The organism is Tahibacter amnicola (assembly GCF_025398735.1).
GTDB lineage: Bacteria > Pseudomonadota > Gammaproteobacteria > Xanthomonadales > Rhodanobacteraceae > Tahibacter > Tahibacter amnicola.
In genome coordinates this window covers 1570611-1595884 of sequence record NZ_CP104694.1, presented here as the reverse complement: position 1 = coordinate 1595884, position 25274 = coordinate 1570611, and the positions used below count along the sequence as shown (strand labels likewise).

At 65.5% G+C, this 25274-nt stretch carries 13 protein-coding genes and 1 pseudogene; 10 read left to right on the top strand and 4 right to left on the bottom strand.

The window, feature by feature from the left end; translation table 11 throughout:
- The first annotated feature begins 31 nt into the window (after nucleotides 1-31).
- Nucleotides 32-1387, top strand: coding sequence for a GTP-binding protein (locus tag N4264_RS06655; protein ID WP_261696280.1), 1356 nt, complete (start codon nucleotides 32-34; stop codon nucleotides 1385-1387).
- Here the strand turns inward: N4264_RS06655 and N4264_RS06650 are convergent, their stop codons facing one another.
- Nucleotides 1388-3706 carry a hypothetical protein gene (locus N4264_RS06650; protein ID WP_261696279.1) on the bottom strand — a complete coding sequence of 773 codons (2319 nt, stop codon included), beginning with the start codon at nucleotides 3704-3706 and terminating at the stop codon, nucleotides 1388-1390. It abuts the gene before it with no gap.
- Here N4264_RS06650 and N4264_RS06645 point away from each other — a divergent pair.
- Nucleotides 3682-4152 carry a hypothetical protein gene (locus N4264_RS06645; protein WP_261696278.1) on the top strand — a complete coding sequence of 157 codons (471 nt, stop codon included), beginning with the start codon at nucleotides 3682-3684 and terminating at the stop codon, nucleotides 4150-4152. The genes N4264_RS06650 and N4264_RS06645 overlap by 25 nt on opposite strands.
- A 236-nt stretch (nucleotides 4153-4388) precedes the next feature.
- On the opposite strand, the gene N4264_RS06640 is transcribed toward N4264_RS06645, so the two are convergent.
- From N4264_RS06640 to metK, 3 genes are all read right to left on the bottom strand, one after another.
- Nucleotides 4389-7625 (bottom strand): hypothetical protein, encoded by a 3237-nt coding sequence (locus tag N4264_RS06640; RefSeq protein WP_261696277.1) that lies wholly within the window; start codon nucleotides 7623-7625, stop codon nucleotides 4389-4391.
- Between the two features lie 105 nt (nucleotides 7626-7730).
- Entirely contained in the window at nucleotides 7731-10634 is a 2904-nt protein-coding gene (locus N4264_RS06635) for a BamB-related PQQ repeat family beta-propellar protein (protein WP_261696276.1), read from the bottom strand.
- A 498-nt stretch (nucleotides 10635-11132) separates the two neighbouring features.
- On the bottom strand, nucleotides 11133-12332 hold the full coding sequence (metK, locus tag N4264_RS06630; RefSeq protein ID WP_261696275.1) for a methionine adenosyltransferase: 1200 nt from the start codon (nucleotides 12330-12332) through the stop codon (nucleotides 11133-11135).
- A gap of 121 nt (nucleotides 12333-12453) precedes the next feature.
- Here metK and N4264_RS06625 point away from each other — a divergent pair, with 121 nt between their 5' ends.
- From N4264_RS06625 to N4264_RS06590, 8 genes and pseudogenes are all read left to right on the top strand, one after another.
- Nucleotides 12454-13008 (top strand): thioredoxin family protein, encoded by a 555-nt coding sequence (locus N4264_RS06625; protein ID WP_261696274.1) that lies wholly within the window; start codon nucleotides 12454-12456, stop codon nucleotides 13006-13008.
- Nucleotides 13009-13070: 62 nt separating this feature from the next.
- Nucleotides 13071-15269, top strand: a complete 2199-nt coding sequence (locus tag N4264_RS06620) for a patatin-like phospholipase family protein (protein ID WP_261696273.1) — start codon at nucleotides 13071-13073, stop codon at nucleotides 15267-15269.
- A gap of 280 nt (nucleotides 15270-15549) precedes the next feature.
- The gene (locus N4264_RS06615; protein WP_261696272.1) at nucleotides 15550-16539 is read left to right on the top strand and encodes a hypothetical protein; all 990 of its coding nucleotides are present in this window, start codon (nucleotides 15550-15552) and stop codon (nucleotides 16537-16539) included.
- A gap of 378 nt (nucleotides 16540-16917) precedes the next feature.
- Nucleotides 16918-17913, top strand: coding sequence for a hypothetical protein (locus tag N4264_RS06610; protein WP_261696271.1), 996 nt, complete (start codon nucleotides 16918-16920; stop codon nucleotides 17911-17913).
- Nucleotides 17914-17949: 36 nt separating this feature from the next.
- A complete protein-coding gene (locus N4264_RS06605) occupies nucleotides 17950-18960 on the top strand; it encodes a hypothetical protein (RefSeq protein WP_261696270.1) in 1011 nt (336 codons plus the stop codon).
- Between the two features lie 347 nt (nucleotides 18961-19307).
- Nucleotides 19308-20660 (top strand): 3-oxoacid CoA-transferase, encoded by a 1353-nt coding sequence (locus N4264_RS06600; protein ID WP_261696269.1) that lies wholly within the window; start codon nucleotides 19308-19310, stop codon nucleotides 20658-20660.
- 208 nt (nucleotides 20661-20868) lie between these two features.
- Entirely contained in the window at nucleotides 20869-22674 is a 1806-nt protein-coding gene (locus N4264_RS06595) for a carboxypeptidase-like regulatory domain-containing protein (protein ID WP_261696268.1), read from the top strand.
- Between the two features lie 220 nt (nucleotides 22675-22894).
- A pseudogene (locus tag N4264_RS06590) lies at nucleotides 22895-25162 on the top strand (GAF domain-containing sensor histidine kinase); the annotation flags it as partial.
- Between the last annotated feature and the right edge of the window lie 112 nt (nucleotides 25163-25274).

Genomic DNA, 25274 nt, shown 5'->3' with positions numbered 1-25274 from the left:
GCCGGTGCGCCCGCCGCGGCGGAGCAGCCGCATGAGCGATGCAACGTCATGGCTGGAACGCGTACGCCAGTGGTTCGCGCGCGACACGTCAATGGCACCGCCACCGCCACCGACCAGCGCCGTGGACCGCGCCAGTTCCGCGCTGCGCGATCTGCTGCAGGATCCGCTGATCCCGGCCGTGCTGCGCACCGAGCTCGCCGACGACTTCAACCGCATCGAGGCCTTGCTCGACAAACTTGCCCGCGATGAGTTGCACGTCGCGGTTTTCGGTCGCGTCTCCGTCGGCAAGTCCGCCCTGGCCAACGCCTTGCTGGGGCATGCTGCCTTCGAGACGGGCGTGCTGCACGGCACGACCACCAAGGCCAACCAGCAACGCTGGACCGAAGCGGGCGGATCGGGCCTGCACTTGATCGATACACCCGGCATCAATGAACTCGACGGTGAATCGCGCGAACGCCTGGCCTTCGAAGTGGCCGAGATCAGCGACCTGGTCATCTTTGTCGTCGATGGCGACATGACCCAGAGCGAACGGGACGCGCTTGCCATCCTGGCGAAAACCGAGCGTCCCATCGTGCTCGCGCTCAACAAGTCCGATCGCTACACCAGTGAGGAAACGGAACGGCTGCTCCGGCGGCTGCGCGAACATACCGTCGGTTGCGTGCATGCCGACAACGTCATCGCCTGCGCGGCGCAGCCGGCGGACCGTCGCGTGATCGACGTCGATGCCCACGGCCGTGAGCACGAACGCTGCGAGGCGCGCCCTGCCGAGGTCGCCGAACTGCGCGCGCGCCTGCTGGCGGTGTGCGAACGCGAGGGCAAAACCCTTTCCGCGCTCAACGCCAGCCTCTTCGCCGGCCGACTGTCCGACCAGGTGGCCCGGCGCCTCGCCGAAACCCGCCGCGAGATCGCCGATCGACTGATCGGTCATTACTGCCTGGCCAAGGGCATCGCGGTCGCACTCAATCCGATCCCGGTCGCGGATCTCCTGGCCGCCGCCGCATTGGACGCGGCGCTCGTCATGCACCTGGGCAAGGTCTACGGGTTGCCGCTGACACGCCGCGAGGCCGGTCAGCTGATCGCCACGATCTGCGCTCAGCTGGCAGCACTGATGGGCGCCATCTGGGGCGTGCACCTGGTCGCCTCGGCGCTCAAGGGTGCGAGCGCGGGGCTTTCCACCGTCATGACCGCCGGCGCCCAAGGCGCACTGGCCTGGTACGCCACGCAATTGGTCGGCCGCGCCGCCGAGCGCTATCTGGTCGCCGGAAAGTCCTGGGGCGAACAGGGGCCCAAGCGTGTCGTGCAGGATATCGTCGCCAGCCTGGACCGCGATTCCATCCTGCGCGAGGCACGCGAGGAGATCCTCGCGCGCCTGCGCAAGCCGTCCTGATCAGGGAACGCAGCCGCCAGCCTTCACCAGGGTGACCGAACCGGACTTTCCGGCGAACGCACCCGTGGATTCAGTGCTATCGAATCGGTAGTCCATTCGCGCACGGTCGCAGGCCAGCATCGTCAACGTAGCCGTTCCGACGGGATAGATGTTGGCGGTCGGCGTCCGGTCGAAGGCGCCGCCGATCGACTGGGCGATCGGCACGGTGACGACGCCGTTGCTCGCGCCCGCGAGACTGCCACTGAGCGCAAACCAATGCTGGCGCCCCGCGTCATTGCCAGCATCGGCCGGATCGTACGTGAACCACGGCGCAAACAGGATGCCGTCGGGTTGCACCGCCAGCTGCAGCCCCTGCCCCGGTGTTTCCGGACTGAACCAGGAACCACTCATGCGCGCATCGAACCCTTTCGAGGGTAGCGGAGTATTCACCGGCTGCACCGTGCCGTCCGCAAGGATGCAGTCCGTTGTTGCCGGCGTGAGGCGCGACAGCGTAATTGAGCCTTTCGCACCGCCGTTATGCGCGGCGTCAAAGACGTAATCCAGCGTTCCCCGGTCACACCCGGTGAAGCGCAGCGTTGCAGTGCCGACACGCGTGTGGCTCACACCCTCTGCCGCATCGAAGCGACCGCCCGTGGATGCAGTGATCGACAGCTGCACCTGCGTGGCGTTCGCAGCCACATCGCCTGCCTGCAGTGTGTACCAGCGCAGCTGCGCCGGATCATTTCCGCCGTCACGCGAATAGGTGAACCACGGCATGAACAGCGTGCGGGAATCGGGCAACCAGTCCAGCACCAGGCCTTCGCCGCTGGCGTAGGGCGACCACCAGGCACCGGAAAGACCAGACTGGTCGACGCGAATGCGGGCCGCCTCATCCATGACATCGTCTTCCGTGACGATCGCGACCCTGCCCAGTTCACTCGTCGACCAGAGTGTCCTGACGAATCGGCCGATACCGCCGGCACTGATCGTTGCCTGCAGGATGCCGCAGTAGCCTGCGCAGGCGCGACGCGTCTCGGAGAATGGAGCGCCGGTCGCACTGTCATGACGGCGCATGCGCACAGTAGCGCCATCAGACTGCACCAGCAGGACGCGACGTCCGTCCGGGCTGCCCAGGATGTGGCTGTTTCCATGCTCCAGTCGTGCAGCATCCACCCGCCACCGAACCACACCATCCACCAACCCGATGCGGAAGAAGCTGTCCTTTTCGGCACAGTTGTCCGTCGCAATCGGATGTGGGGGACATAGCGCCAGTATGTAGACACTGCCCCGGTCCACATGAAGCTGTGCGGCGTCCGACACCGTAGGCAAAGTGACAGACCAGCGCAGGCCACCGTTCGCGTCCCGGTAGGTCACGGTCGTGTCGCTGGCAATACCAGGACGCAACTGTGTCATGACGACTCCACCGGCATCATCCATCGCCAGTTCCGTCAACCACGTCGGCTCGGTCAATTGCACGGCATAGCGCCGCTGGTTGTTCCGGTCGACCCGGACAAGCGTGACGACGCCGGATTTCCCTGCGGTGAATGCCGTGTCGCCAGCAGCATTGATGACCACCCGTCCGAGCTGTCCCTCGTTGCTGAATGAATGGCTCAGCGTTCCCGCGGACGAATAGATTTCCCGGTGAACGACCGTGCCGCTGGCCGCCTCCGCCTCATATACAACCACCAATGATCCATCCGTCAGCAGGCGAATCGACGCGGGTTGCGCGATCGTTGCGCTCGACGGCTTGAGCAGCGCTGTCCACTGCAGGTCGCCGGTGTCCGCGCGCCGGCATTCCACACGGCGAACCACGTCAAGACGTTCGTAATGCTGCGTGCTCATGCACACGCGCTGAGCGTCGGCAGCGAAGGCGCGCGGTGTGTTGTCGGTGAACGTTTTTCGCCACGCGGGCGCTCCATCGGCATTGACGCGAACCACGCTGTTCCGACGCGGATTCTTCCGCGAATAGGTCGCAAAGTAGGTCGTGCCGTCCGCACCCGACAGTGCTGCCATCGAAACTTCGCTGTGCGGTACAGGACTGAGCTGCGCATGGATCTGGGCGCCGCCATCCGGCGCGATCGTCACCGGTGCGTAGATCCGGTTCGGGACATCCAGCAGCGCCAGTGTGACGAAGCTGCCATCGGCGGTGCGCTTGGGCGACTGACCAACCGGCAGGAACGACAGCGCTTTCGTCGACACAAGGCTGCCGTTGCGTCCCAGGCGCGTGATCGCGGCGGTCTGGCCCCAGCGCAGGATGGCCAGGTCGCCCCCGGTATCGCCGTAATCTGGCAGTACGCCGAGAACCGGCAGCCACCATGCGTTTCCGCAGCACGCAGCCATTCCAGGGTACCTTCGCCATTGACGCGGACGACAGCCGTCGGCGCACCCGGGTTACCGGGATTGAGTCCGCCGGTCTGCACGTAGAAACCGCCGTCGTCGGCCGTTGCCATGTGCAGTACAGTGAATTCGCCGCTGTCGAAGCCGCCGGGCAGTGCGTGCGCCTTCGCCCACTTCTGCGCGCCATCGCGGCCGATCCGCGCCACCATCAGGCGCCGCGGCGACTGCGCCACACCAGCGACGATGACGTCGCCGTTCTCCACAAGCCGCAGATGGTCGATCGTCGTTGCGCCCAGCGCGTCCGAGGCGCGCCAGGTCCACTGCGGATTGCCGGCCTTGCCGAACTTCATCACCGTCGCCCGCTTCACACCGGACAATTCATCCGTGCCAGCGACCAGGAGCGCATGGCTGGCCGGCTCGGCGGCCATCAGGTGGTCGTTGTACCGTAAGGGCGAAATCGCGCGGACTCTCCGTCAGCGCATCAACGACGGGATCGGCGTAGATCTGCTCCCAGGCCTGCGCCGGTGTGGCAGTAGCGAGGAAAAGCCCGGACAGCAGTGCCGCTGAAGGGAATCGGAAGAGTGGGGCGGAAGTCATGTAACCCTGGAAGTCGGGGAAATAGGAGGGAGTACGGGAAATGGGCTCGCTTCTATCGCCGCGGCGTTTCCGGAGCGGCGGCTCACGTTCAAGGAATGCCGATCAGGGTGTGCACCCCCACTTTGACGAGGCTGATCGTCCCGGCCTTTCCGGCATAGGGACCGGCGCTCTCCGCGCTATCGAACCGATAGCTCACATTCGCCCGGTCGCATGCCGTCATCGTCACGGTCGCGCTGCCGACCACCACGAAATTCCCGGTAGGGATGCGATCAAATGCGCCGCCAATCGCCTGCACGATCGCGACGGTCGCGCGTCCTCCCGACGCGCCAGCCAGGTTGCCGGAAAGGACGAACCAGTGCTGGCGCATCGCATCGTCGGCGGTATTGTCCACGTCGTAGGTAAACCAGGGAGCAAAAAGCACACCACCAGGCTGGATCGCGAACTGCATGCCCTGGCCAGGTTTCTCCGGGTCATACCAGGAGCCGCTCATGCGGCTGTCAAAACCACCGGCAGGTGGTCGCCGGTCTGTACCAGGACGGGTGCTGCCGTCGGCCAGTACGCAATCAGCGCCGGCCGCAGATAGACGCGATAGCGCGAGCGATCCCTGGATGCCGGCCTTTTCGCCGCTGTCGAACTGGTAGCTGAGCGTTGCCTTGTCGCACGACTCAAACGTGAGTGCGGCGGATCCGACGCGCGTCGTGACCACGCCACCAGCAGCGACGAATCGCCCGCCATCCGATGCCCGGATGTCCATGTCCACCCGCGTGGCGCCAGCCGGAACGCCGCCGGCGGCGACCGTATACCAGCGCTGGCCGGACGGGTCACCGACGGCTTCCAGGCCAAACGTGAACCAGGGCATGAACAGCGTGCGCGAATCCGGCAGCCAGTCGAGCACCAGGCCTTCGCCGTTACCATAGGTCGTCCACCACGCGCCCGAAATGCCAGGCTGGTCGGCGCGGACCGCTGTGCGCGGCAGGGCCGGGCGATCCGCGTGGAAGATGACCTGCTGCGTCCGGCCGCCCATGCTTTCCAGGCGGGAAAGAACGCGAAGCCCGCCATCGGCATCCAGCGCCATGTCGAAGACCGGGCACCAGGTGTGACCGCAAGGCAACTTCTCTTCTGCGATGAGCTGGCCAGTGGCATCGTCGATCCGTCGAAGGCCGATCGGGTCGCCGCCAGATGCAACGATGACCTGGCCGTTACGCACTGCAATCCGCGCATTGAGGATGCTGAGCAATCCGAGGTCGGTTTTCCAGCGTATCGCACCGTCCGCTTGCGACAGGCTCCACAGGGTGTAGCGCCAGCGCCCCGAGATCGAGGGTGACGCCCGGTCGATGAAGTAGACGTTCGAGCCGTCGAGTATCAGCGGAGAGGCCTCACCCATGCCGGGCAACGGGGTGCTCCAGCGATACCGTCCGCTCGCGTCGATCAGTCGGGCGACCGTCTCGGACGGTACTGTCGCAGTACGCCCGACGATCACAACGCTACCGTCGCGGCCGATGCTCCAGTGATTGAAGTCGAGAGCAAACCCGGAATAGTCGTTGTAGCGCAGGCGCCCGGCACTGTCGACGAGGGAAATGCTGGTCCGCGGCGGGTTGCCGGAACTGGAATACACGTACGCGGTAAACCCGTTGGCGCCGCGCGGGGTGCCGAGGACAGGCGTCGCAAGTTCCGCCAGCGGCTTCGGCGCTCCCGCCGCACTGAATGCATGCACCTGCAGGGTTCCCGTGGTGTTCGCATGCAACACCTGCACGGAGCTGTCGGGGAGCACTACCGTCGACGGGAAGTACCAGTCCGGGTAGTACGCCGCAATCTCCCGCGACCAGATCGCGCTGCCGTCGAGCGTTCGGAAGCAATGAACGCGGACGGTGCTCTGACCTTGTTTGAAATGATCCGGCGCCGTGAAGCACAACGTTTCGTCGTTCTTGGCGCCAATCGCGTACACCGCTACACGGGCATCCAGAACACGCTGCCAGCGCACCTGCCCGTGCGAATCCAGCCGGGTCAGCGTAGCGACAGTCGAGCCCTGCGCTCCGGTCAGGGCGAACGTGTCGCCGTCCGCATCAAAGCTTGACCACCAGACGACCGGACGACCCTGCAGGGCCGGTTGGCGATAGGTTGCGACCACCTGGCCAGCCGCGTTGATCCGGTAGCTGTCCACTTCGCCGACTGCACCCGCTGCGGGGCTCGCGGCCGTCACGAACGTTCCGTCACTTGCCACGGCAGCCTTCGCCAGTGAGGGCAGTGAGACCGGGGGCGCCGGCGTGCCGGCACGATCAAATCTTCGGAGTTCTGAATTTGCGCCGACGGTCAGCAACGACAGCGTCCCATCGATGCCTACGACCAGAGGACAAGCTGCCGGGCATTCCGCCAAGGTCGCGACGGTCCGGCTCCAGGTGACATCGCCCGCGTTGCTCAAGCGATACAGCACATGATCAGTGTCGTTCGTCGCGGTCAGGTAGATAGCGTCAGCCGTGGTATCGATCCGGCTGAAGCGACGCCCGATCGTGGCGGGGTGCAGTTTCGACCAGCGCATCGTTCCTGTTGCGCTGACGCGGATAAGCGCACCGGCGCCGTCGCTGTCAGCCCGACCTGCCGCAATGACATCGCCATCTGCGGCCAGGTGCAGATAGTCGAACGCGACGCTGCGACCAGCGATCATCGGCGTCACGGACCACAGTTTCTTGCCCGTCCGGTCAAATCGGGCCAGTGCCTTGGAAGTCTGCCCGCCTGCGACGGTCTGTGCCAGGGCGACCAGACTGCCGGACGCTTTGTCGGCCGCCACCAACTCCGGGCGTTCGACGGTCGTCCGCGAAATCTCCGCGCGCGTGACGCCGTCCGTGCCTAGCCGCCGGAGGGACTGGTCGGCCTGGATCCACACACCGTCGCGAACCGGCAGCGACCAGTGGCTAATGAAACCGAAAGTACGAGTCCAGGAAATTGCGCCGTCTCTGGTGAGGCGTTGCACAGCGGAATCGTAGAAGGTAACGGGACCGCCGGCCGTGGCAGCGTAGGCCACGAGATACGCGCCTCCGTCCGCGTCAGGGGCCACATGGCGTATCGATGACTGAAGCGCCGTCTGGCGTTGCAGCATTTCGCGGGACGAACCATCGGGCGAGTGGCGGTAGATGGAATTGGCCCGGGTACCGTCGACTGGCACAGCAGTGCGCCACACGGCCCCATCGTCGGCGACGAAGAGATCCGCCGCGCGGTAGGTAGCGGCGTCGACCGGCAGGGTGTAGCGCCAGTCCCAGCCGTCCTGCGCAGCGGCCAATGAACACGCCGCCGAGGCGATTCCCGCAATCAAACGTACTGCCAATTTCATTGGGCTGATTCCCCCTCAGTCACATCCATTCTGCTTTCCAACAACCCGCCGCCGCTCGTGCTGAGAAGACGATCGGCGCGCTTCCGCACTTCTTGCCCGGCTTGTTCACGGTGCACAGCCGCCAACTTTGACCAGGTTGACCGTGCCGGTCTTGCCGGCATAGGGACCTGCGAGTTCGCCGCTATCAAATCGGTAGTCGAGCTTGGCGCGGTCACAGGCCTGCATGGCCAGTGTTGCGCTGCCGACAACGGTGAAGTTGCTGGTGGGTACGGAGTCGAACTTTCCGCCGACTGCTTGCACGATCGGCACTGTCACACGCCCGCCCGAGGACTGCGCCAGGCTACCGGACAGTACAAACCAATGCTGGCGGGTGGGGTCATTGGCCGTCCCGGCAGGATCGTAGGTAAACCAGGGCGCAAACAGCACGCCACCGGGTTGAATCGCCAGCTGCAGGCCCTGGCCGGAATTCCCCGGGTCGTACCAGGTTCCGCCCATGCGGCTGTCGAAGCCTCCTGCCGGCGGCTGCAAACCGGTGCCCGGCCGCGTCGTGCCGTCCGCCATCAGGCAATCGGCCGACGCCGCCGCCAGGCGGTCGAGACTGAGCACGCCGCTCAAACCGGCTTTCTCGCCGGTATCGAATCGGTAGCGCAACGACGCCTTGTCGCAGGAGTCGAACGTCAACGTCGCGGTACCGACACGCGTCGTGGTTCCGGCTGGCCCAGCGGTGAACTGGCCGCCAGCCGATTCGTTGATCGCCATCTCCACCGACGTGGCTGCTTCAGCGACAGCACCCGCGGAAAGCGTGTACCAGCGCTGCCCGGAAGGATGATTCACGCGGGTTGTGCCGTAGGTAAACCAGGGCATGAACAGGGTACGAGAGTCGGGAAGCCAATCAAGCACCAGTCCTTCGCCATTGCCATACGTCGACCACCATGCGCCGGCAATGCCAGCCTGGTCGACACGGATGGGTGAAACTGGCGCGGCCGGCCGCGAGGAATAGTAGACCGTCTGGCGGGCGCGTCCGCCCAGCTGTTCGGACCGCGATTGCACACGGATGCCTCCGTTCCGATCGGCGCCGGCGTAGAAGGTGAGGCACCGGCTGCCACCGCAACCCACATTGCGCTCACCGACGAGCTGTCCCGATTGGCGATTGACGCGCTGGATTCCAATTGACGGGCCGGTACCCAGCAGAACGATGTCGTCGCCGGCCAGCACCGCCGCAACAATGGCGCTGGCAGGTTGGCCGAGGTCCGTCTTCCAGCGAATCGCTCCGTCGGCGCGCGAAAGACACCACAGTGAATGAGCATATCTTCCATGCTCGCTGTAGAACCCCGCATTCACCAGGTAAATGTTTTCCCTGTCCATGACAACTTTCGGTATGTAACCAGGACCCGGGAGCGGCGTTTCCCAAAGGTTTCTTCCGTTGGCGTCCCACAATTGGACGACCTTGACGGTGTGGTACCCCGGAATTCCACCGATAACTGCGATGCTGCCGTCTTCGGCGAGCGCCCAGCTGTTGAATCCCCGGCTGAATGTGCCACGCGTGGAATAGCGCAGGCGCCCCGTGCTGTCGACCAGCGCCAGGCTGCTGCGCGCCGGCTGCTCGAAGCCCTGCCACAACGCGGTGAAGCCATTGACCTCCAACGCGTCATTGAAAGGTGCGTCGATATCCTGCGCAGGCGCCGGCGTACCGTCGGCCGCGAACTTCTGCAGCTTCGACGTGAGCATGTAGTGCATGTAGTTGACGTACACACTGCCATTGGGGTGCACGGACGTGGAGTGGTAGTAGGCATCGTCAAACGGCCGCGCCACTTCGCGCGACCACAGCGCGGCCCCATCGGCTGTCCGGAAGCAATGCAGCTGGATCGTGCGATTGGCGTCACTGGTGGATGTGGCTGCCGTGACACACAGGCGATCGGTGCTGCGGCTGCCGCTGGCAAATTCCGCTACGGGCGTGTCGAGCTCGCGCTGCCACAGCACCTGACCGTCCGGATCGATTCGCGCAAGAGTCGCCTTGGTCGTTCCGAACGGACCATGCAGTGCATAGGTGTTTCCCGCATCATCGAAGGACATCCACCACACCTGCGAGCGCCCCTGCATGTGCGGGCGGCGATACGTCGCGACAACCTGGCCGCTGGTATCGATGCGATAGGCATCCACTGCCTCCGCGTCACCTGGCGCTGGATTGGCGCCCGCTGCAAAACGCCCGTCAGCTGTCGCTACCGCATGAGCGATTTCAGGGAGCGCGACGGCAGGTAACGCTGTACCAGCGCGATCCAGCCGCCGCAATTGCGCAGGGGCAGTGATCGTCATCGCGGCTACACCACCGTCTGAGGATGCAACGATCGGGCATTCCGGCTGGCATTCGGCAACGGTGGCCAGAGGACGAACCCAGCTCAATTCACCGGCGGAATCCAGCTTCACCATTACGTGATCGGCCGCATTTGCCGCCGTTGCGAAAACCGAACCTGGCTGCGCAGCCACGGCTGAAAACGAGCGCCCTTGCAAGCCTGGATACAGCTTGGCCCAACGTACCGAGCCGGTAGCGGAAATCCGGATCGCAGCACCCGCACCGTCGGTGCTGGAATGTCCGAGCGCGATGAGATCGCCGTCGGCCGTCCAGCGCAGCTGGTCGAACGTCACGAGCTGCCCGCCGACGATGGTTGAAACGGACCACAGGCGCTTCCCGGCACGGTCATACTGCGCCAGCGAAACGCTCTCCTGTCCGTTGACGGTCGTATGGACGACGCCAGCGAGCTTGCCGCTGGCCAGATCCACCGCCGCCAGATTCGCGTTGTAGATGTGTGCGCCAGCGACCTCGGCCTGCTTGACGCCATCCAGGCCCAGTCGGATCAGGGCATTGCTCCCCTGAAACCAGACACCGTCGCGCACCGGCCGGACCATCCCGCTCGTGAAGGCCACAGGATCGGTACTTGTCCACAATACCTCGCCGGCCGCCGAAACGCGTTGCAGCACGGGCGAGCCGGCTTCTGGCACGTCCGTCTGCACGTACGCGCCGCCATCGGCTGCCGGGAAAACACCACGCACGAACGTTTGAAGGCTCGTCTGCCGCTGCAGTATCTCTCGAGAAGTTCCATCAGGATCGTGCCGGTAGAGGGTGAAGATCCGGCTGCCAAACGCAGCGGTCCGCCAAAGCGATCCATCATCGGCAGCAACAATCCTGGTGGGCTTCGTGCCCGGATCCCCCACATCCAACGTACGTTCCCAATCCCAGTTCGCGTGAGCGGTGAAGGGAAACGCGAAAAGGCAGGCAGCCAGTGTGGTCCACCGTCTTTTCATCCGGTTCAGGCAGGAGATCATTGCAAGGTCCATGGGGCAGTGACGGAATGCGGGATCCGCAGGTGGCAGGAGACGGAGGTTCGGCCAGAGGATGCAATCGGAAATCGGTGCCGCTGATGATCGGCGCAACCGCACAGTTTCGTGCCGTATACGCAAGAAGGCCGCCTCGCGGCGGCCTTCTTGTTCCGTACGGTGATACCGACGCGATTACTTCAGCTTCGCGTCCTGACGCAGCGCATCGGCGCGGTCGGTCTTTTCCCACGAGAACGCGGTGAACTTCTCGCCGCTGTCGAGCTTGACGTCGTACGGCGTGCGGCCGAAGTGGCCGTAGCTGGCGGTCTGCTGGTACATCGGGTGGACCAGGTCCAGCATCTTGATGATGCCGTACGGACGCAGGTCGAAGTGCTTGCGGATCAGCTTCTCGATCTTGTCGTCCGGAATCTTGCCGGTGCCGAAGGTGGTCACGGAGATCGAGGTCGGCTCGGCAACACCGATGGCGTAGGAGACCTGGATTTCGCAGCGGTCGGCGAGGCCGGCGGCCACGACGTTCTTGGCGACGTAGCGCGCGGCGTAGGCGGCCGAACGGTCAACCTTGGACGGATCCTTGCCCGAGAACGCACCGCCACCGTGACGGGCCCAGCCGCCGTAGGTGTCGACGATGATCTTGCGGCCGGTCAGGCCGCAGTCGCCCACGGGGCCGCCGATGACGAACTTGCCGGTCGGATTGATGTGGAACTTAGTGCCCTTGTGGATCCACTTGGACGGCAGCACCGGCTTGATGATGGTTTCCATCACGCCTTCGATCAGTTCCTTCTGCTTCACGCCCGGATCGTGCTGGGTCGACAGGACGACGGCGTCGATCGCCACGGCCTTGCCGTCTTCATAGCGCAGGGTGACCTGGCTCTTGGCGTCCGGACGCAGCCACTTGATCGGGGACTTCTTGTTCTTGCGGACCTTGGCCTGCTGCTCGACCAGACGGTGCGAGTAGTAGATCGCAGCCGGCATCATGTCCTTGGTTTCGTTGGTCGCGTAACCGAACATCAGGCCCTGGTCGCCCGCGCCCTGCTCTTCCGGCTTCTTGCGGTCGACGCCCTGGTTGATGTCCGGGGACTGCTTGCCGATCAGGTTCAGGATGCCGCAGGTGGCGCCATCGAAGCCGACGTCGGAGGAGTCGTAGCCGATATCCAGGATGACCTTGCGCGTCAGCGCTTCCAGGTCGATCCACGCGGAGGTGGTGATTTCACCGGCCACGATGGCCACGCCGGTCTTCACCAGCGTTTCGCAGGCCACGCGTGCGCGCTTGTCCTGCAACAGGATGGCGTCAAGCACGGCATCGGAAATCTGGTCGGCGACCTTGTCCGGATGGCCTTCAGAAACGGACTCGGAGGTGAAGAGGTAGCTGCTCATCGCGGCATTTATCCTTTGATACGGATGAATGGATGGAATGGAACCGCGAATCATACACGCGCTCGGGCGGGTTTGCAGCGAGCCGGCTAAACTCCCGGCCTTCCCCTGGCAGGAACGTCCGATGGCCCTCGTACAGACTCCCGACCCCGAACTGGGCGCGCCCGCGCCGGATTTCCGGCTGCCGGCCACGTCCGGCGGTCACCTTTCCCTGGCCGGGTGCCGGGGCCCCAAGGGGCTGCTGGTGATGTTCATATGCAATCATTGCCCTTACGTGAAGGCCATTCTGGACCGGCTGCTTGCCGATTGCCGCGATATCCAGGCCGCGGGCGTGGGCGTGGTGGCGATCAGCAGCAACGACGCCCGGGCCTATCCGGAAGACAGTTTCGAGCGGATGCGCGAGCTGGCCAACACCGCCGGGTTCCCTTTCCCCTACCTGTATGACGAAGACCAGTCCGTGGCACGCGCCTACGGTGCGGTGTGCACGCCGGACTTCTTCGGCTACGACGCTGACCTGAACCTGCGCTTCCGCGGCCGCCTGGATGCCGCCCACCGCGCGGCACGCCAGCCGGGACAGGCACGCGAGCTGGTGGACGCCATGGTCGAGATCGCCCGTACGGGCACGACCGTCGTGCCGCAATACCCCAGCATGGGTTGCTCGTTGAAGTGGAAAGACTGACGCTGGCAGGCGTCACCGACTACGCCTGCGCGCAGCGTTGCGCACGGCGGCAGGAATAAATAATGCGACACTGTTTCCGACTGATCCTGGCCCTGTTCCTGGGCATTCCCGCGCTGGCCGGCGCGAAAACCTGCCTTGTGCTCGGCGGCGGCGGCGCGCGCGGCGCGGCGCATATCGGCGTGCTCAAGGTGCTCGAGCGCGAACGCATTCCGATCGACTGCATCGCGGGCACGTCGATGGGCGCGGTGGTGGGCGGACTCTATGCCGCGGGCTACCACGCCGATGACATCGAGCGGGTGCTCGAGGGTATCGACTGGAAAGACATGTTCCGCGACGATCCTCCGCGCGCCGAATTGCCAATGCGGCGCAAGGAAGACGAGCTTCGTTTCCTCGGCGGCATCGAGCTGGGCCTCAAGGACGGCAGCATCGCCCTGCCGCGCGGCATGATCCAGGGCCAGAAGATGCAGTTGCTGCTGCGCCGCCTGATGCTCTCGACCGCCACGCTGAAGACGTTTGACGAACTGCCGATCCCCTTCCGCTCCGTCGCCACGGATATCGCCGATGGCGCCAAGGTGATCTTCTCCGACGGCGACCTCGCCATGGCGATCCGGGCATCGATGTCCGTGCCCGGCGCATTTGCGCCGGTTCGCTATCGCGGCAAGCTCATGGTCGATGGCGGCGTGGTCGACAACGTGCCAATCGACGTGGCCCGCGCCCTGGGCGCCACACGCCTGATCGTGGTCAATGTCGGCGAACCGCTGGCGAGCGAAGACAAGCTCAACTCGCCCTTCGTCATCGCCAATCAAATGCTCACGACGCTGATGAAGCGCGAAACCGATGCACAGCTGGCCACGCTCGGTCCGGACGACCTGCTGCTGGTGCCGGATCTGGGCGAATTTGCGAGCGCGGATTTTCACCGCGCCGGTGAAGCCGTGGCCGCAGGCATGGCCAGTGCGGAAGCATCGATCGCGTCGCTGCGGCGCTATGCGGTGGATGAAACGCGCTACGCACAGTTCCAGCAGCGTCACCAGCAGCGCCCCTTCGATCCGCCGTTGATTGCGTTTCTGGATGTCCTGCGCGGCCGCAGCCGCACGGCAGCCTACGTCGAGCAACGTCTGTCGGAAAACGAAGGCAAGGTGTTCGACCCGGATCGATTGGAGAAAGAAATCGGCCTTGCCTACGGCGACGGCAGCTACGAGCGCATCACCTACCAGCTGGACGAACGCGATGGGCAGACCGGTATCACCGTGCAGCCCGTCGACAAGGGTTGGGGCCCGAACTTCCTGCGCTTCGGCATGCGCCTGTCGGACGACTTCGCCGGCCGCAACAGTTACCAGCTGATCGGCGAGGTGAATTTCACCGGCTTGAACGAGCGGGGCGGTGAACTGCGCAACCGCATCGAGCTCGGGCGCATCACCGGCCTGCACTCGGAGTTCTACCAGCCATTCGGGCGCGCCGGCCAGTATTACCTCGCCCCCTATATCGATCATCGTGCCTACAACTTTTCACTGGGTGCCACGACCGATCCGAACGACACATTCGCCATCTATCGGCGCAGCCGCACATTGTCGGCGCTGGAGCTTGGCTACACGCCCGACGCCAGCTGGCGCTTTTCCGGCGCGCTCGAATATGGCTACGACGAAGCACGGCGGCGCGTCGGCGCGTCGGATTTTCCACGCGCTGTCAGCGGCACCTTTGCCGGCGCACAACTGCGCCTGACACGCGACACGCTCGACAATTCCGGGTTTCCGCGCAAAGGCTCCCGCACGGATATCAGCGAGGAATACCTCATCGACACCGCGCACGGTACCAGCGTCGATGTCACGCGACTGAGCTGGGATACCGCGGTTTCCTCCGGCGCCAACAGCTGGTTGTTCGGCGCACGCCTGCACAGCGCGGGCGGTGACGGCGACCTGCTGTCGAGCTATGGCACGCTGGGCGGCCTGGGCAACCTGTCCGGATACACCGAGAATCAGTTGCTGGCGACACAGACGGCCCTTGGCCGCGTGGTCTACTACCGGCGACTGACCGACGCCACGACCCTGTTTTCCGTGCCGGTCTATGCGGGTGCCAGCCTGGAAGCCGGCGGCATCTGGGACAAGCGCAGCGCCATCGACCTCGATGGCGTTGTCGGTGCCGGCAGCCTCTTCATGGGTGTGGATACGTTCCTGGGCCCCATCTTCCTGGGCTACGGCCGTGCGGAAGGCGGTACGAGTTCGATCTACCTGAGTTTCGGATCGTTGCTGCGGTCGGGGGATTGAAGGATGCGACGGGACCGGGCCGCGAGAGCCACCGGCCTGGCGAGAAGCGACCGGACCATTTTGCGGCAGAAGTCCGCGTTACCGGACCACCTTCATCCCGGGCTGTCGTGCTAATTGTCGCCGCCGCGCAGACGCCGGCGCGTCGGGTAACACACGGTGACGCGCCGATATCGATATCGGCGTCGTCGCCGCCGTGCCGAGGTCGGCAGGCCCGGACGCAGCGCGGGACTCGCTGCGGCCGCCTGCACACACGTTCTGCCCTCACGTTTGGAGAACACCGATGAACCAGTACCTGCGGTATTGCCTCGGCGCCTGTCTGGCGCTGGCGGCGTTTGCCAGTTTTCCCGCCCACGCGGAATACGACACGCCGCCCTACCCACCCTCATGCCTGCAGCACTGGCCGGAGCGGTTGTCCGGCGGGCCGGCCAATCCGGAAGTGACGGCGACGCTGCAGGTCCGACGGATCCAGCCGCTGTACCAGGCCGGCACGATTCCGATGACCGTGAAGATCGCGCGCGTGCCGTGCACGGCCACGCAATCGGTGCTCGTCGTCTCGACAACCGAAGTCGCGCCGCAAGGCCCGATCTCGGGCGGCGTGCTGCCGTATTTCACGGTGAAGCCCGCCGGCGCGACCCAGTTCCTGCACCTGTTTGCCACGCGTAACGCATTTCCCGCCTGGCGCGTCACCTCGATCTCGCACGAATTCCACCAGAACGCGAACAACGACTACATCCTGTTTTCCGCGGCCGCCGACATCAACGGCCCGATCACGATCAAGATCGACAGCGGCGTGGACACGCCGCGCATGCTGACCATGCCGGCCTACGTGCCGACCGCCGAGATCCTGCAGGCCCGTCCGCTCGACAGCTTCGTGGCCGGTCACTATTTCGACCCCGCGCATCCGGGCGAAGGCATCATCGTCGAGTCGATCGGCTCCCCGGATGCCCAAGGTAACAGCTACCTGCGCTTCACCTGGCTCACCTACGACCGCAAAGGCGATCCGTTCTGGCTGGCCGGCGGCGATTCGGTCAACGCGCGGGCACGCAGTGCACGCCTGCCAGCCGTTCGACTGACGGGCGGCCGCTTTGGCGGCCAGACCACCGGTGTATCCCCTATTCGCTGGGGCACCGTCGAGGTGAGCTTCCCCGACTGCAATACGCTGCGACTCAGTTACGCCAGCGACCCCAGCAACGATCCCGCCGTGCCGCAGGGCACCGGCCAGCTGGAATGGAAGCGCCTGAGCAAACCCAGCGGCCACGCCTGCGATTGATCCGCGAGTGCGACGTCGTGAGACGCGCCTGAAATCGCTGTCGCGCATCATCCACGGCGCTCGCAGCCGTCACGCCATCGCGTGGGCGTAGCCCGCCCGGGGTGCTGCGCGATGTACCCACGCCAGTCCGCAACGGGCCAGCGCGCTTCCGCGCGTGCGAAGGTCCGCGTTCGCCGGGAAGCCATTTTCCGTCGGGTTTTGCCTCAAATGGCCCACGTCGAATCCGGTCCGGCGTGTTAACTCTCCGCTGTCTCCACGCACCATCAATCCGTCACCCGTGGCGGAGCGATTCATTGCTGCGCGGACAGACAGCCCGTGGCGAGCAGGATGCCGCAGGGCACTCCCGGACAATTCCTGCGCTTTTTATCGGAGTGGACTATGCAACACATCACCAGGCTCTGCAGCCGCCTTGGCGCGGCCGCCATGCTGTCATGGAGCGCGACCGGCGCAGCACACTGGGCCGGTCGCGACCCCTACCCGCCCTCCTGCCTGCCGGATTGGCCGGCGTACCGGTCCGGCGGTCCGGCCAACCCGGAAGCCAGCGGCATCATCGATGTCGTCCGCATCCAGCCGACGCGGCCGGCGGATCCGATCAAGATGGCGTTCCGGATTGCCCGCGTGCCCTGTACGGCGACCCAGTCGGTGCTCGTCGTTTCGACGACGGATATGGCGCCGCCCGGCGAAATTCCCGGCGGCGTGCTACCCGACTTCGCCGCCAGATCCGCCGGCGACGACCAGTTCCACGGGTTGAACCCCAGCAGGACGCCCCTGCCGGTACCGTCAGGGAACGAGCTCTGGCGCGCATTCCACAAATATGTAAATAACGATTACATTCTCGAACCGACCATCGGCCCGGATCTCAATGGCCCTGTCACGATCAGGGTGGACACACTGGTCGCCGAACCGGTCTACGTCACCTTGCCAGCCTATGTACCGACCGAAGAAGTCCTTCAGCCGCGTCCGTTGGACAGCTTCGTCGCAGGGCACTACTACGATGCGGCCCATCCTGGCGAAGGCATAGTGATCGAGTCGATCGGCACCCCGGATGCCGCCGGCCACACCTATCTGCGCTACGTCTGGTTCACCTACGACAAGAACGGGCATCCGTTCTGGCTGACCGGGGGTGATACGGTCGACCCGCATTCGCGCAGCACCCGGCTGCCCGCCGTACACCTCAGGGGCGGGCGGTTTGCCGGACGTGCCAACGCCGCTCCGCCAGTCCCCTGGGGAACGGTCGAGATGAGTTTTCCCGACTGCAACACGTTGCGGCTGAGCTACGCCAGCAGCGGTTCCGCCGACCCGGCGATTCCGCAGGGCAGTGGCACGCTTGAATGGAAGCGCCTCGGTAAACCCGCCGATCACGCTTGTGATTGATGACCCACGCCCGCAACGAAACGATTGGAGTCGACGATGAAAATTGCACTACATGGGGTGTGGATGCTGGTCCTGGCTCTCGCCGGCAGCACCGGCCTGCCGGCCCAGGCACGCTCACCCGACGCCTTGCCCTACCCGCCTTCCTGCATCACGCCGGAGCACTACTACCAGACCAGGAACATTCAGACCGGGAACGTCGCTTCGGACGAGACGCACGGCTATATCCAGGTGCCACGGATGGGCGCGGCGGGTTACTACGAAGACATCCGGATGTATGTGAGTCTGCGTCGGATTGCCTGCGACGCCACGCATTCGGTGGTCCAGCTCGAAACGAGGGATGACCATGCCTACACCATCACCTATGGCGGACTGTTGCCGGCGATCGAGGTGGGGAAGACCGGCAGCGACGTCTTCGTCAGACCCGAGGTCACCAAATCACCCACCCCAACGATCGCGGGCGATGATGTCGGCTACGTCTTCCACGAGATGCCCAGCAATCGGTACCTTCTTGAATGGGCCGAAGGTGTGGATCTGAACGGCCCGATCACCGTGCGCCTGAGTAGTCCGCTGGGGACCACGGCGACCTTGCGCCTGCCAGGTTACGTACCGCCGGCTACGTTTCCGAACCTTCCGATCACCAGCTACGTCGGCGGTCACTACTACGATCCGGCGCATCCGGGCGAAGGCATCGTGATCGAGTCCCTGGAAGGCACGATCCTGGACGGCGATGTCACGCCTCTGCGCTTTGAATGGTTCACCTACGACAACGACGGCCTGCCACTCTTCCTGGTCGGCGCTGGCTCGGACTATGGACACCTGCGTAAAGTATCCGCAAAGGCGTACTACACGAGCGGCGGACAATTCGCCGGCAAGCGCAGCGCCGATGCACCGACGTATTGGGGCGTCGTGGAATTGTCGTTCCCCGACTGCAACACGCTACGCATTAGGTATCGTAGCAATCCATCTTCCGACCCCCGCATTCCGCAGGGCGAGGGCGAGCTGGTCTGGAAGCGCCTCGGCAAACCGAGCGGACGCGCCTGCGATTGATGCAACACGGCTGAAACAACCGGCCGCGCGTCCTTCGGGCGCGCGGCCCGGTGTCGCGTGATGGAACCAACCCGAACTAGTCCGGACAATACCATCGTCGCCATTCGCCTCTACCACCGGAACGGCCGGCAGCACGCCGGTTTTCCCTCCGACGACGACCATGCGCGGGCATTCGGCAGCCCCCTTGTCCAAAAGGACAGATTGAACCCGTCCTCCCTGGCGTAATACCCTCGCGCCGCCTGCGCTCCGTCTCCGGCGGCGCGCACCTGCCATCTCGGGCCGGGCCGCCCCTGACCCCCATCGCCGCGGCCGGCTGTCGCATTGCACCTACAAAGGAAGGAATACTTGTGAAAAAGGTATGTCCCAACGCCGCCGCCGCCCTGGACGGCCTGCTGTTCGACAACATGACCCTCGCGGCTGGCGGCTTCGGCCTCTGTGGTATTCCGGAAAACCTGATCCAGGCCCTTCTCGAATCGGGCACGAAAGGCCTGACCATCGTCGGCAACAACGCCGGCGTCGATGATTTCGGCATGGGCCCGTTGCTCAAGACGCGCCAGGTCAAGAAGGTCGTGGCCTCGTACGTTGGCGAGAACAAGGAATTCGAACGCCAGGTGCTCGCCGGCGAACTGGAACTGGAACTGGTTCCGCAGGGCACGCTGGCCGAGCGCCTGCGCGCCGGTGGCGCCGGCATCCCGGGCTTCTACACGCGCACCGCCTTCGGTACCAAGCTGGCGGAGAAGCGTGAGACCAGGCAGTTCGATGGCGTCGACTACGTGCTGGAACCGGCGATCAAGGCCGACGTCGCCATCGTCAAAGCCTGGAAGGGCGACAAGTTCGGTAATCTGGTGTTCCGCAAGACCGCGCGCAACTTCAATCCGATGATCGCCACCTGCGGCAAAGTCACGGTCGCGGAAGTGGAGGAACTGGTGGAGATCGGCGAGCTCGATCCGGACCAGATCCACACGCCCGGCATCTACATCGATCGCATTATCCAGGGCGAGAAATACGAAAAGCGCATCGAGTTCCGCACGCTCTCCGGCGGCACACCGGCGGGCAAGGAAAATCCGGTGCGCGAGCGCATGGCGCGTCGCGCCGCGAAGGAGTTGCGCGACGGCTTCTGCGTCAACCTCGGTATCGGCATCCCGACCCTCGTCGCGAATTTCATTCCCGAAGGGCTCGATGTCACGCTCCAGTCCGAGAATGGTCTCCTGGGCATCGGCCCCTTCCCCACCGAGGCGACGGTCGATGCGGACCTGATCAACGCGGGCAAGCAGACCATCACCGCCATTCCCGGCAGCAGCTTCTTCTCCAGCGCCGATTCCTTCGCGATGATCCGCGGCGGTCACATCGACCTGTCCATCCTCGGCGGTCTGGAGGTGTCGCAGAACGGCGATCTGGCCAACTGGATGGTGCCGGGCAAGATGGTGAAGGGCCCCGGCGGTGCAATGGACCTCGTGTCGGGCGTCAAGCGCGTCGTCGTGCTGATGGAACACACCGCCAAGGACGGATCGCCGAAGATCCTGCCCGAATGCCAGCTGCCGCTCACCGGCAAGCAGTGTGTCAACCTGATCATCACCGACCTGTGCGTGTTCGAAGTCAAGCAGGGCGGCGGCCTGGCACTGATCGAACTGCACGAAGGCGTGAGCCTGGATGATGTCAAAGCCAGGACAGGCTGCCCGTTCGACGTGAAGCTCGGGTGAAGCTCCTGCCTGCCAGATGCCGCAGCCGGCGGCGTCTGGCAGGATCACCGCTTCCGCACGCCGTTTTTCGCCATTTGCCTCGCCAGCGACGCTTTGTCGCACTTACCCTTAGTACACTTGGGAACAGATACACGTTCATCATGAAGAGATAAATTGTCATTTGCCGGCACTGACGTTCGCCGGGTCGAATGCGGTTTTTCTCCATGGAATGGATGAACATGCGAACTGTCCTGTACTTTCCGACCCGCCGTGCTGTCGCCACCCTTCTTGCCGCGGCCGCGCTTTCTCCCCCGCCTTCGCCGGCACCGTCAGTGGCATCGTCACGGACCACAACGGCGGCGCACCGCTCGCCGGCGTTCCCGTACGCGCCATACTGCGTGAGCCGCCGTCCCAGGCGCCCCGGCTGGTCGACAGCGACATCACCGACAATGCGGGGCGCTACACGCTGGATATTCCTTTCGCCGGGCGGCTGGCGGTCGTCACGGCATCGTCCGTGTACGTGAATCGCAATCAGGACGGCGCGCAATGCGTCTCGCAGAGCACCTGCGATGCGCAGACCCAGCCCTGGGCGTGGATAGCGGCCAGCCACGAGACCGTCCACTTCGCCCTGGCCCGCGGCGCGCGTATTGCCGGACGCATCACCGACCGCGCCAACGGTGCGCCCGTCGCGGGCGCAACCGTCGTCGTGCACCGCCACGGCGACAGCAGCAGCACCGCATCGACCACCTCCGCCGCGGACGGCAGCTACGCGATCGGGGCGCTGGTCGGGGCGCAGTACCGCGTGTGGTCCGACGCGCAGGGCACCGACAGTCCGTGGACCAACGGCTATGTGCGCCGCTACTACCCGGACTTTGACTGCGATGATTTCCACATCGCCTGCACCGATCCCCCGGCCGGCGTCACCGTGCCCAGTGGAGAAGAGGTGACCAATGTGGACGTGTCACTCCGGCGCGGCGTGTATATGCGCGGCCGCGCCGTGGATGCAATGGCGGGCACGGCGGTCCCTGACGCCGAGATGGTGGCCTTCGTCGCGGACCAGCCAACGCGGTATCGCACGAGCGAGTGGCGCAGTCCCGACGGCCGGCCTGTGCTGGGCCCCGTGCTGCCGGGGCCGGTCAAGCTGCTGATGCGCAGTGGTTCGCCGGTGGACTACCGCGCCGCGTTCCATCTGGGTGAACCCTGCGACGAACCTGCCTGCCAGCCGGCCAGCGCGCCCACGGTCGTCATTCCGGACCTGCCGCTGGTGGACAACCTCGACGCCACGCTGACCCCGCTGCGCAGCATCCACGGCCGCCTCGTGCAGGCGGATGACGGGCAGCCCATCGCCGGTGTCCGCGTTGTCGCCGGCCGCATCGCCGACGAGCCCTGGTCCCTGTCGACCTGGGGCTTTCAACCCGTGTCGACAGCGGTCAGCAACGCGGACGGCGACTTCGTGCTCACGGGCTTCCAGGGCGCATCGCGCGTCATCGTGCGTACCCTCGCTGGCGCTGCCCGCTGGATCGACCGCGCCACCGTCAACGTCGCCTGCACTCCGGCAAACCGCTTTTGCAACGAAGCGGCCACCGCCGGGGAATTCGGCGACATCGCGCTGGACCTGCAACCCCATTCTGGTCCGGTGGAGTTCCGCCTCACGGAAAGCGGCGCCATCAGTGGCCGCATCCTCGAGCGGGCAACCGGACTGGGCCTGTCGGGGGCGACCGCGCTGGTGCTCGACGTGGCAACGCAGCGGGTGCTCAAAACCACCAGGACGACGACCGACGGCACCTACCACATCGGTGGACTGACGTCGGGCCGCTACCTGGTCATGGCCGCCGACTGGGCCGCGGATTGGCGCCAGGCGCAGATCCATCCCACCGCGCAGTGCTTCCTGGAAACGCTGACAACCCCGGCCGTGTGCACCGCCGGCGAGTCGCGGCCGATCACAGTACTGGGCACGCAGGCAGTCACCGGCATCGATATTGCCGTGAACGCCGCCGATGAAATCTTCCGCGCCGGATTCGAAATGCCGCGCTAGTGGACGCCGCCCGCCGGCCAGGGGCTGCCGGCGGCCTCATCCACCCGTCGCCGCGCCAGCCGCACCGGGCCTGTCCGGCGCGGTTTTCAGGCGGGACGGCGCGTGATATACAAATCCATACGGGGGCACTCTGCGCGTCACACGCGGGGTCGCGACGATCACCAGTGACATCCGCAGGGCGCCCATTCCGACGGCAGGCTGTAGCGCGACCGGAGATGTCATGCAGTCCTCGGTGCCCGATGCCAGTGACAAATCGCCCGGCCGGTCGAGCGTTTCACGCACCGACCGCTGGCTGGGCGCGTTACTGCCGGGTGGCTCGCGGTCGCGCCAGGTACGCCTGCTGGTGGCGGTAGTGCTCGCCGCGGCGGCGGCCGGGCTGCAGTGGTGCATCCAGCCCTGGGCTGGGCCCCGCATCCCCTTTCTGTTTTTCATTCCCGCGATCGTCATCGCCGCGGTGACGATCGGCCGCGCGCACGCGCTGTTCGTGCTCGCTACCGGCGTTGTCAATGCGGCATACCTGCTCGAACCGGCCGCGACGATCGCCGTGCACGCGCCGGCGGATCGGTTCGCAATCCTGGTCTTTGCCGCGGTATCGCTGCTGGTCATCGGCATTTCCGGACGGCTGCGGGTTATCTCGCAGCTGGCCCTTGACGCGCAGCGCCGCCTACGGCTGGTGCAGGAAAGCGTGGGCGTCGGCCTGTTCGAGATCGACCTCGCTACGCGCACGCTGTCGGCCTCACCCGGACTGCGTGACCTGCTCGACGTACCGATGGGCGCGCCCGATGCCGTCATGGCGGACTTCCTCCTGGGCATTTACGCCATTCCCCCCGACGCCAACCCGTCGCGCCCGCTGCACCGCGAGCACGAGCACCGCATCAGCTGCCCCGACGGCACCGTGCGCTGGACGCTCTCGAAAGTCGACGTGGAATTTGACGACGGCAAGCCACGCTGGCTCCGCGGCGCCGTCATCGACATCTCCGAACGCAAGCGGCTCGACCTCGCCCTGCGCGCCGCGCGCGACCACCTGGAACAGCAGGTCGACGACCTGCAGCGCCTGCACGATCTGAGCGGCCACCTGCTCGAACTGCCCGACCTGCGCAGCGAACTGACCGCCATCCTACGCGCACTGGCGGCTTTCCATGGCTGCCGCAAGGGCGTGGTGGCACTGGTCGACCCGGGCGGCACGCACTTGAGCGTGTGTGCGAGCCTGGGCCTTCCCGATGAACAGTTGCTGGAACTGTCCAATGCCCACCCCTTCGATGGCATTGGCGGTGCGGTCCTCGCGACCAAGGCGCGCAGCATCGTGGCCGACACCCAGACCGACGCCCACGCCGCCGGTTACCGCTCGATCGCCCGCGCCTGCGGATTCCGCGCGCTCTGCAGCACGCCGCTGCTGACACTGGACGGCGCGGCCATCGGCGTCATCACCCTCTACTTTGACGTGCCACGTGTGCCGGACGCGCGCGAAACACGCCTGGGCGATATCTGTGCACGCAAGGCCGCCGTTTACGTCGAGCGCGCCCTGGCGCGCGCCAGCGTCGAGGCCGAGCAGCAGCGGTTCGAGCTGGTCCTGGAAGCATCGGCCGTGCCGTTCAACGTGCTCACGCCGGTGCGCGACGAAGCCGGCCAGGTCATCGATTTCCGCTGGGACTACGTCAACGCGGCAGCCGCGAAGACGCTGCGACGGGCGGCCGCCGACCTGGTCAACCGCCCCGTCACTGACGAGTATCCGGACTGCTGGCGCATTCCCGGCCTGTTCGAGCACCTTACCGCCGTGGCCGATCACGCCCAGGTGCGCGAGTTCGAGTTGGCGGTGGATCTGTCCGGTGCGTCCGTGTGGTTTCACGTGATCGCCTCGCCGCTGCCAGGCGCCGTCGCGGTGTGGTACGCAGACGTCACCGAGCACCGGCGCCAGGAACTGGCGTTGCAGGAAGCCGACCGGCGCAAGGACGAATTCCTCGCTGTCCTGGCCCACGAGCTGCGCAATCCCCTCGCCCCGATCCGCCAGGCCACCGCGGTGGCCAAGGCCGGCCATGCCAGCCCGTCGCAGCAGCGCTGGAGCCTGGATGTGATCGAGCGGCAGGTCCGCCACATGGCGCTGCTGCTCGATGACCTGCTCGACGTATCGCGCATCACCCGCGGCATCCTGCAGCTGCGCCTGGTACCGACCGACCTGGCCGGCATCGTGGATGCCGCGGTCGAGACAGTGCGCCCCCTGATCGAATCCAGGCAGCACCGCCTGACCGTCACGTTGCCGCCCTACCCCCTGCAGGTGACAGTCGATTCGCTGCGCCTGGCCCAGGTGCTGTCGAATCTGCTGGCCAATGCTGCAAAGTATACTGACACCCACGGCGCGATCCGGATCGAGGTCTCCCACACCGATCACGAACTCGCTATCAGCGTCATCGATACGGGCGTGGGTCTGGCCGCGGAAGATCTGCAACGCGTCTTCCAGATGTTCGCCCAGGTCGGCTCCGCCGCGGATCGCTCCCAGGGGGGCTGGGCATCGGCCTGGCCCTCGCCCGGGGGTTGGTGGAGCTCCACGGCGGCCAGATCGAGGCGGCGAGCGAAGGGCCCGATCGCGGTTCGCGCTTCACCGT

Bases quoted from the DNA above. Each gene is read 5' to 3' on its own strand.
- N4264_RS06645 (WP_261696278.1), top strand. From the start codon at position 3,682: ATGCGTTTCCGCAGCACGCAGCCATTCCAGGGTACCTTCGCCATTGAC.
- N4264_RS06605 (WP_261696270.1), top strand. From the start codon at position 17,950: ATGAAAATTGCACTACATGGGGTGTGGATGCTGGTCCTGGCTCTCGCC.
- N4264_RS06620 (WP_261696273.1), top strand. From the start codon at position 13,071: ATGCGACACTGTTTCCGACTGATCCTGGCCCTGTTCCTGGGCATTCCC.
- N4264_RS06625 (WP_261696274.1), top strand. From the start codon at position 12,454: ATGGCCCTCGTACAGACTCCCGACCCCGAACTGGGCGCGCCCGCGCCG.
- N4264_RS06610 (WP_261696271.1), top strand. From the start codon at position 16,918: ATGCAACACATCACCAGGCTCTGCAGCCGCCTTGGCGCGGCCGCCATG.
- metK (WP_261696275.1), bottom strand. From the start codon at position 12,332: ATGAGCAGCTACCTCTTCACCTCCGAGTCCGTTTCTGAAGGCCATCCG.
- N4264_RS06640 (WP_261696277.1), bottom strand. From the start codon at position 7,625: ATGAAATTGGCAGTACGTTTGATTGCGGGAATCGCCTCGGCGGCGTGT.
- N4264_RS06595 (WP_261696268.1), top strand. From the start codon at position 20,869: ATGGATGAACATGCGAACTGTCCTGTACTTTCCGACCCGCCGTGCTGT.
- N4264_RS06615 (WP_261696272.1), top strand. From the start codon at position 15,550: ATGAACCAGTACCTGCGGTATTGCCTCGGCGCCTGTCTGGCGCTGGCG.
- N4264_RS06655 (WP_261696280.1), top strand. From the start codon at position 32: ATGAGCGATGCAACGTCATGGCTGGAACGCGTACGCCAGTGGTTCGCG.
- N4264_RS06650 (WP_261696279.1), bottom strand. From the start codon at position 3,706: ATGGCTGCGTGCTGCGGAAACGCATGGTGGCTGCCGGTTCTCGGCGTA.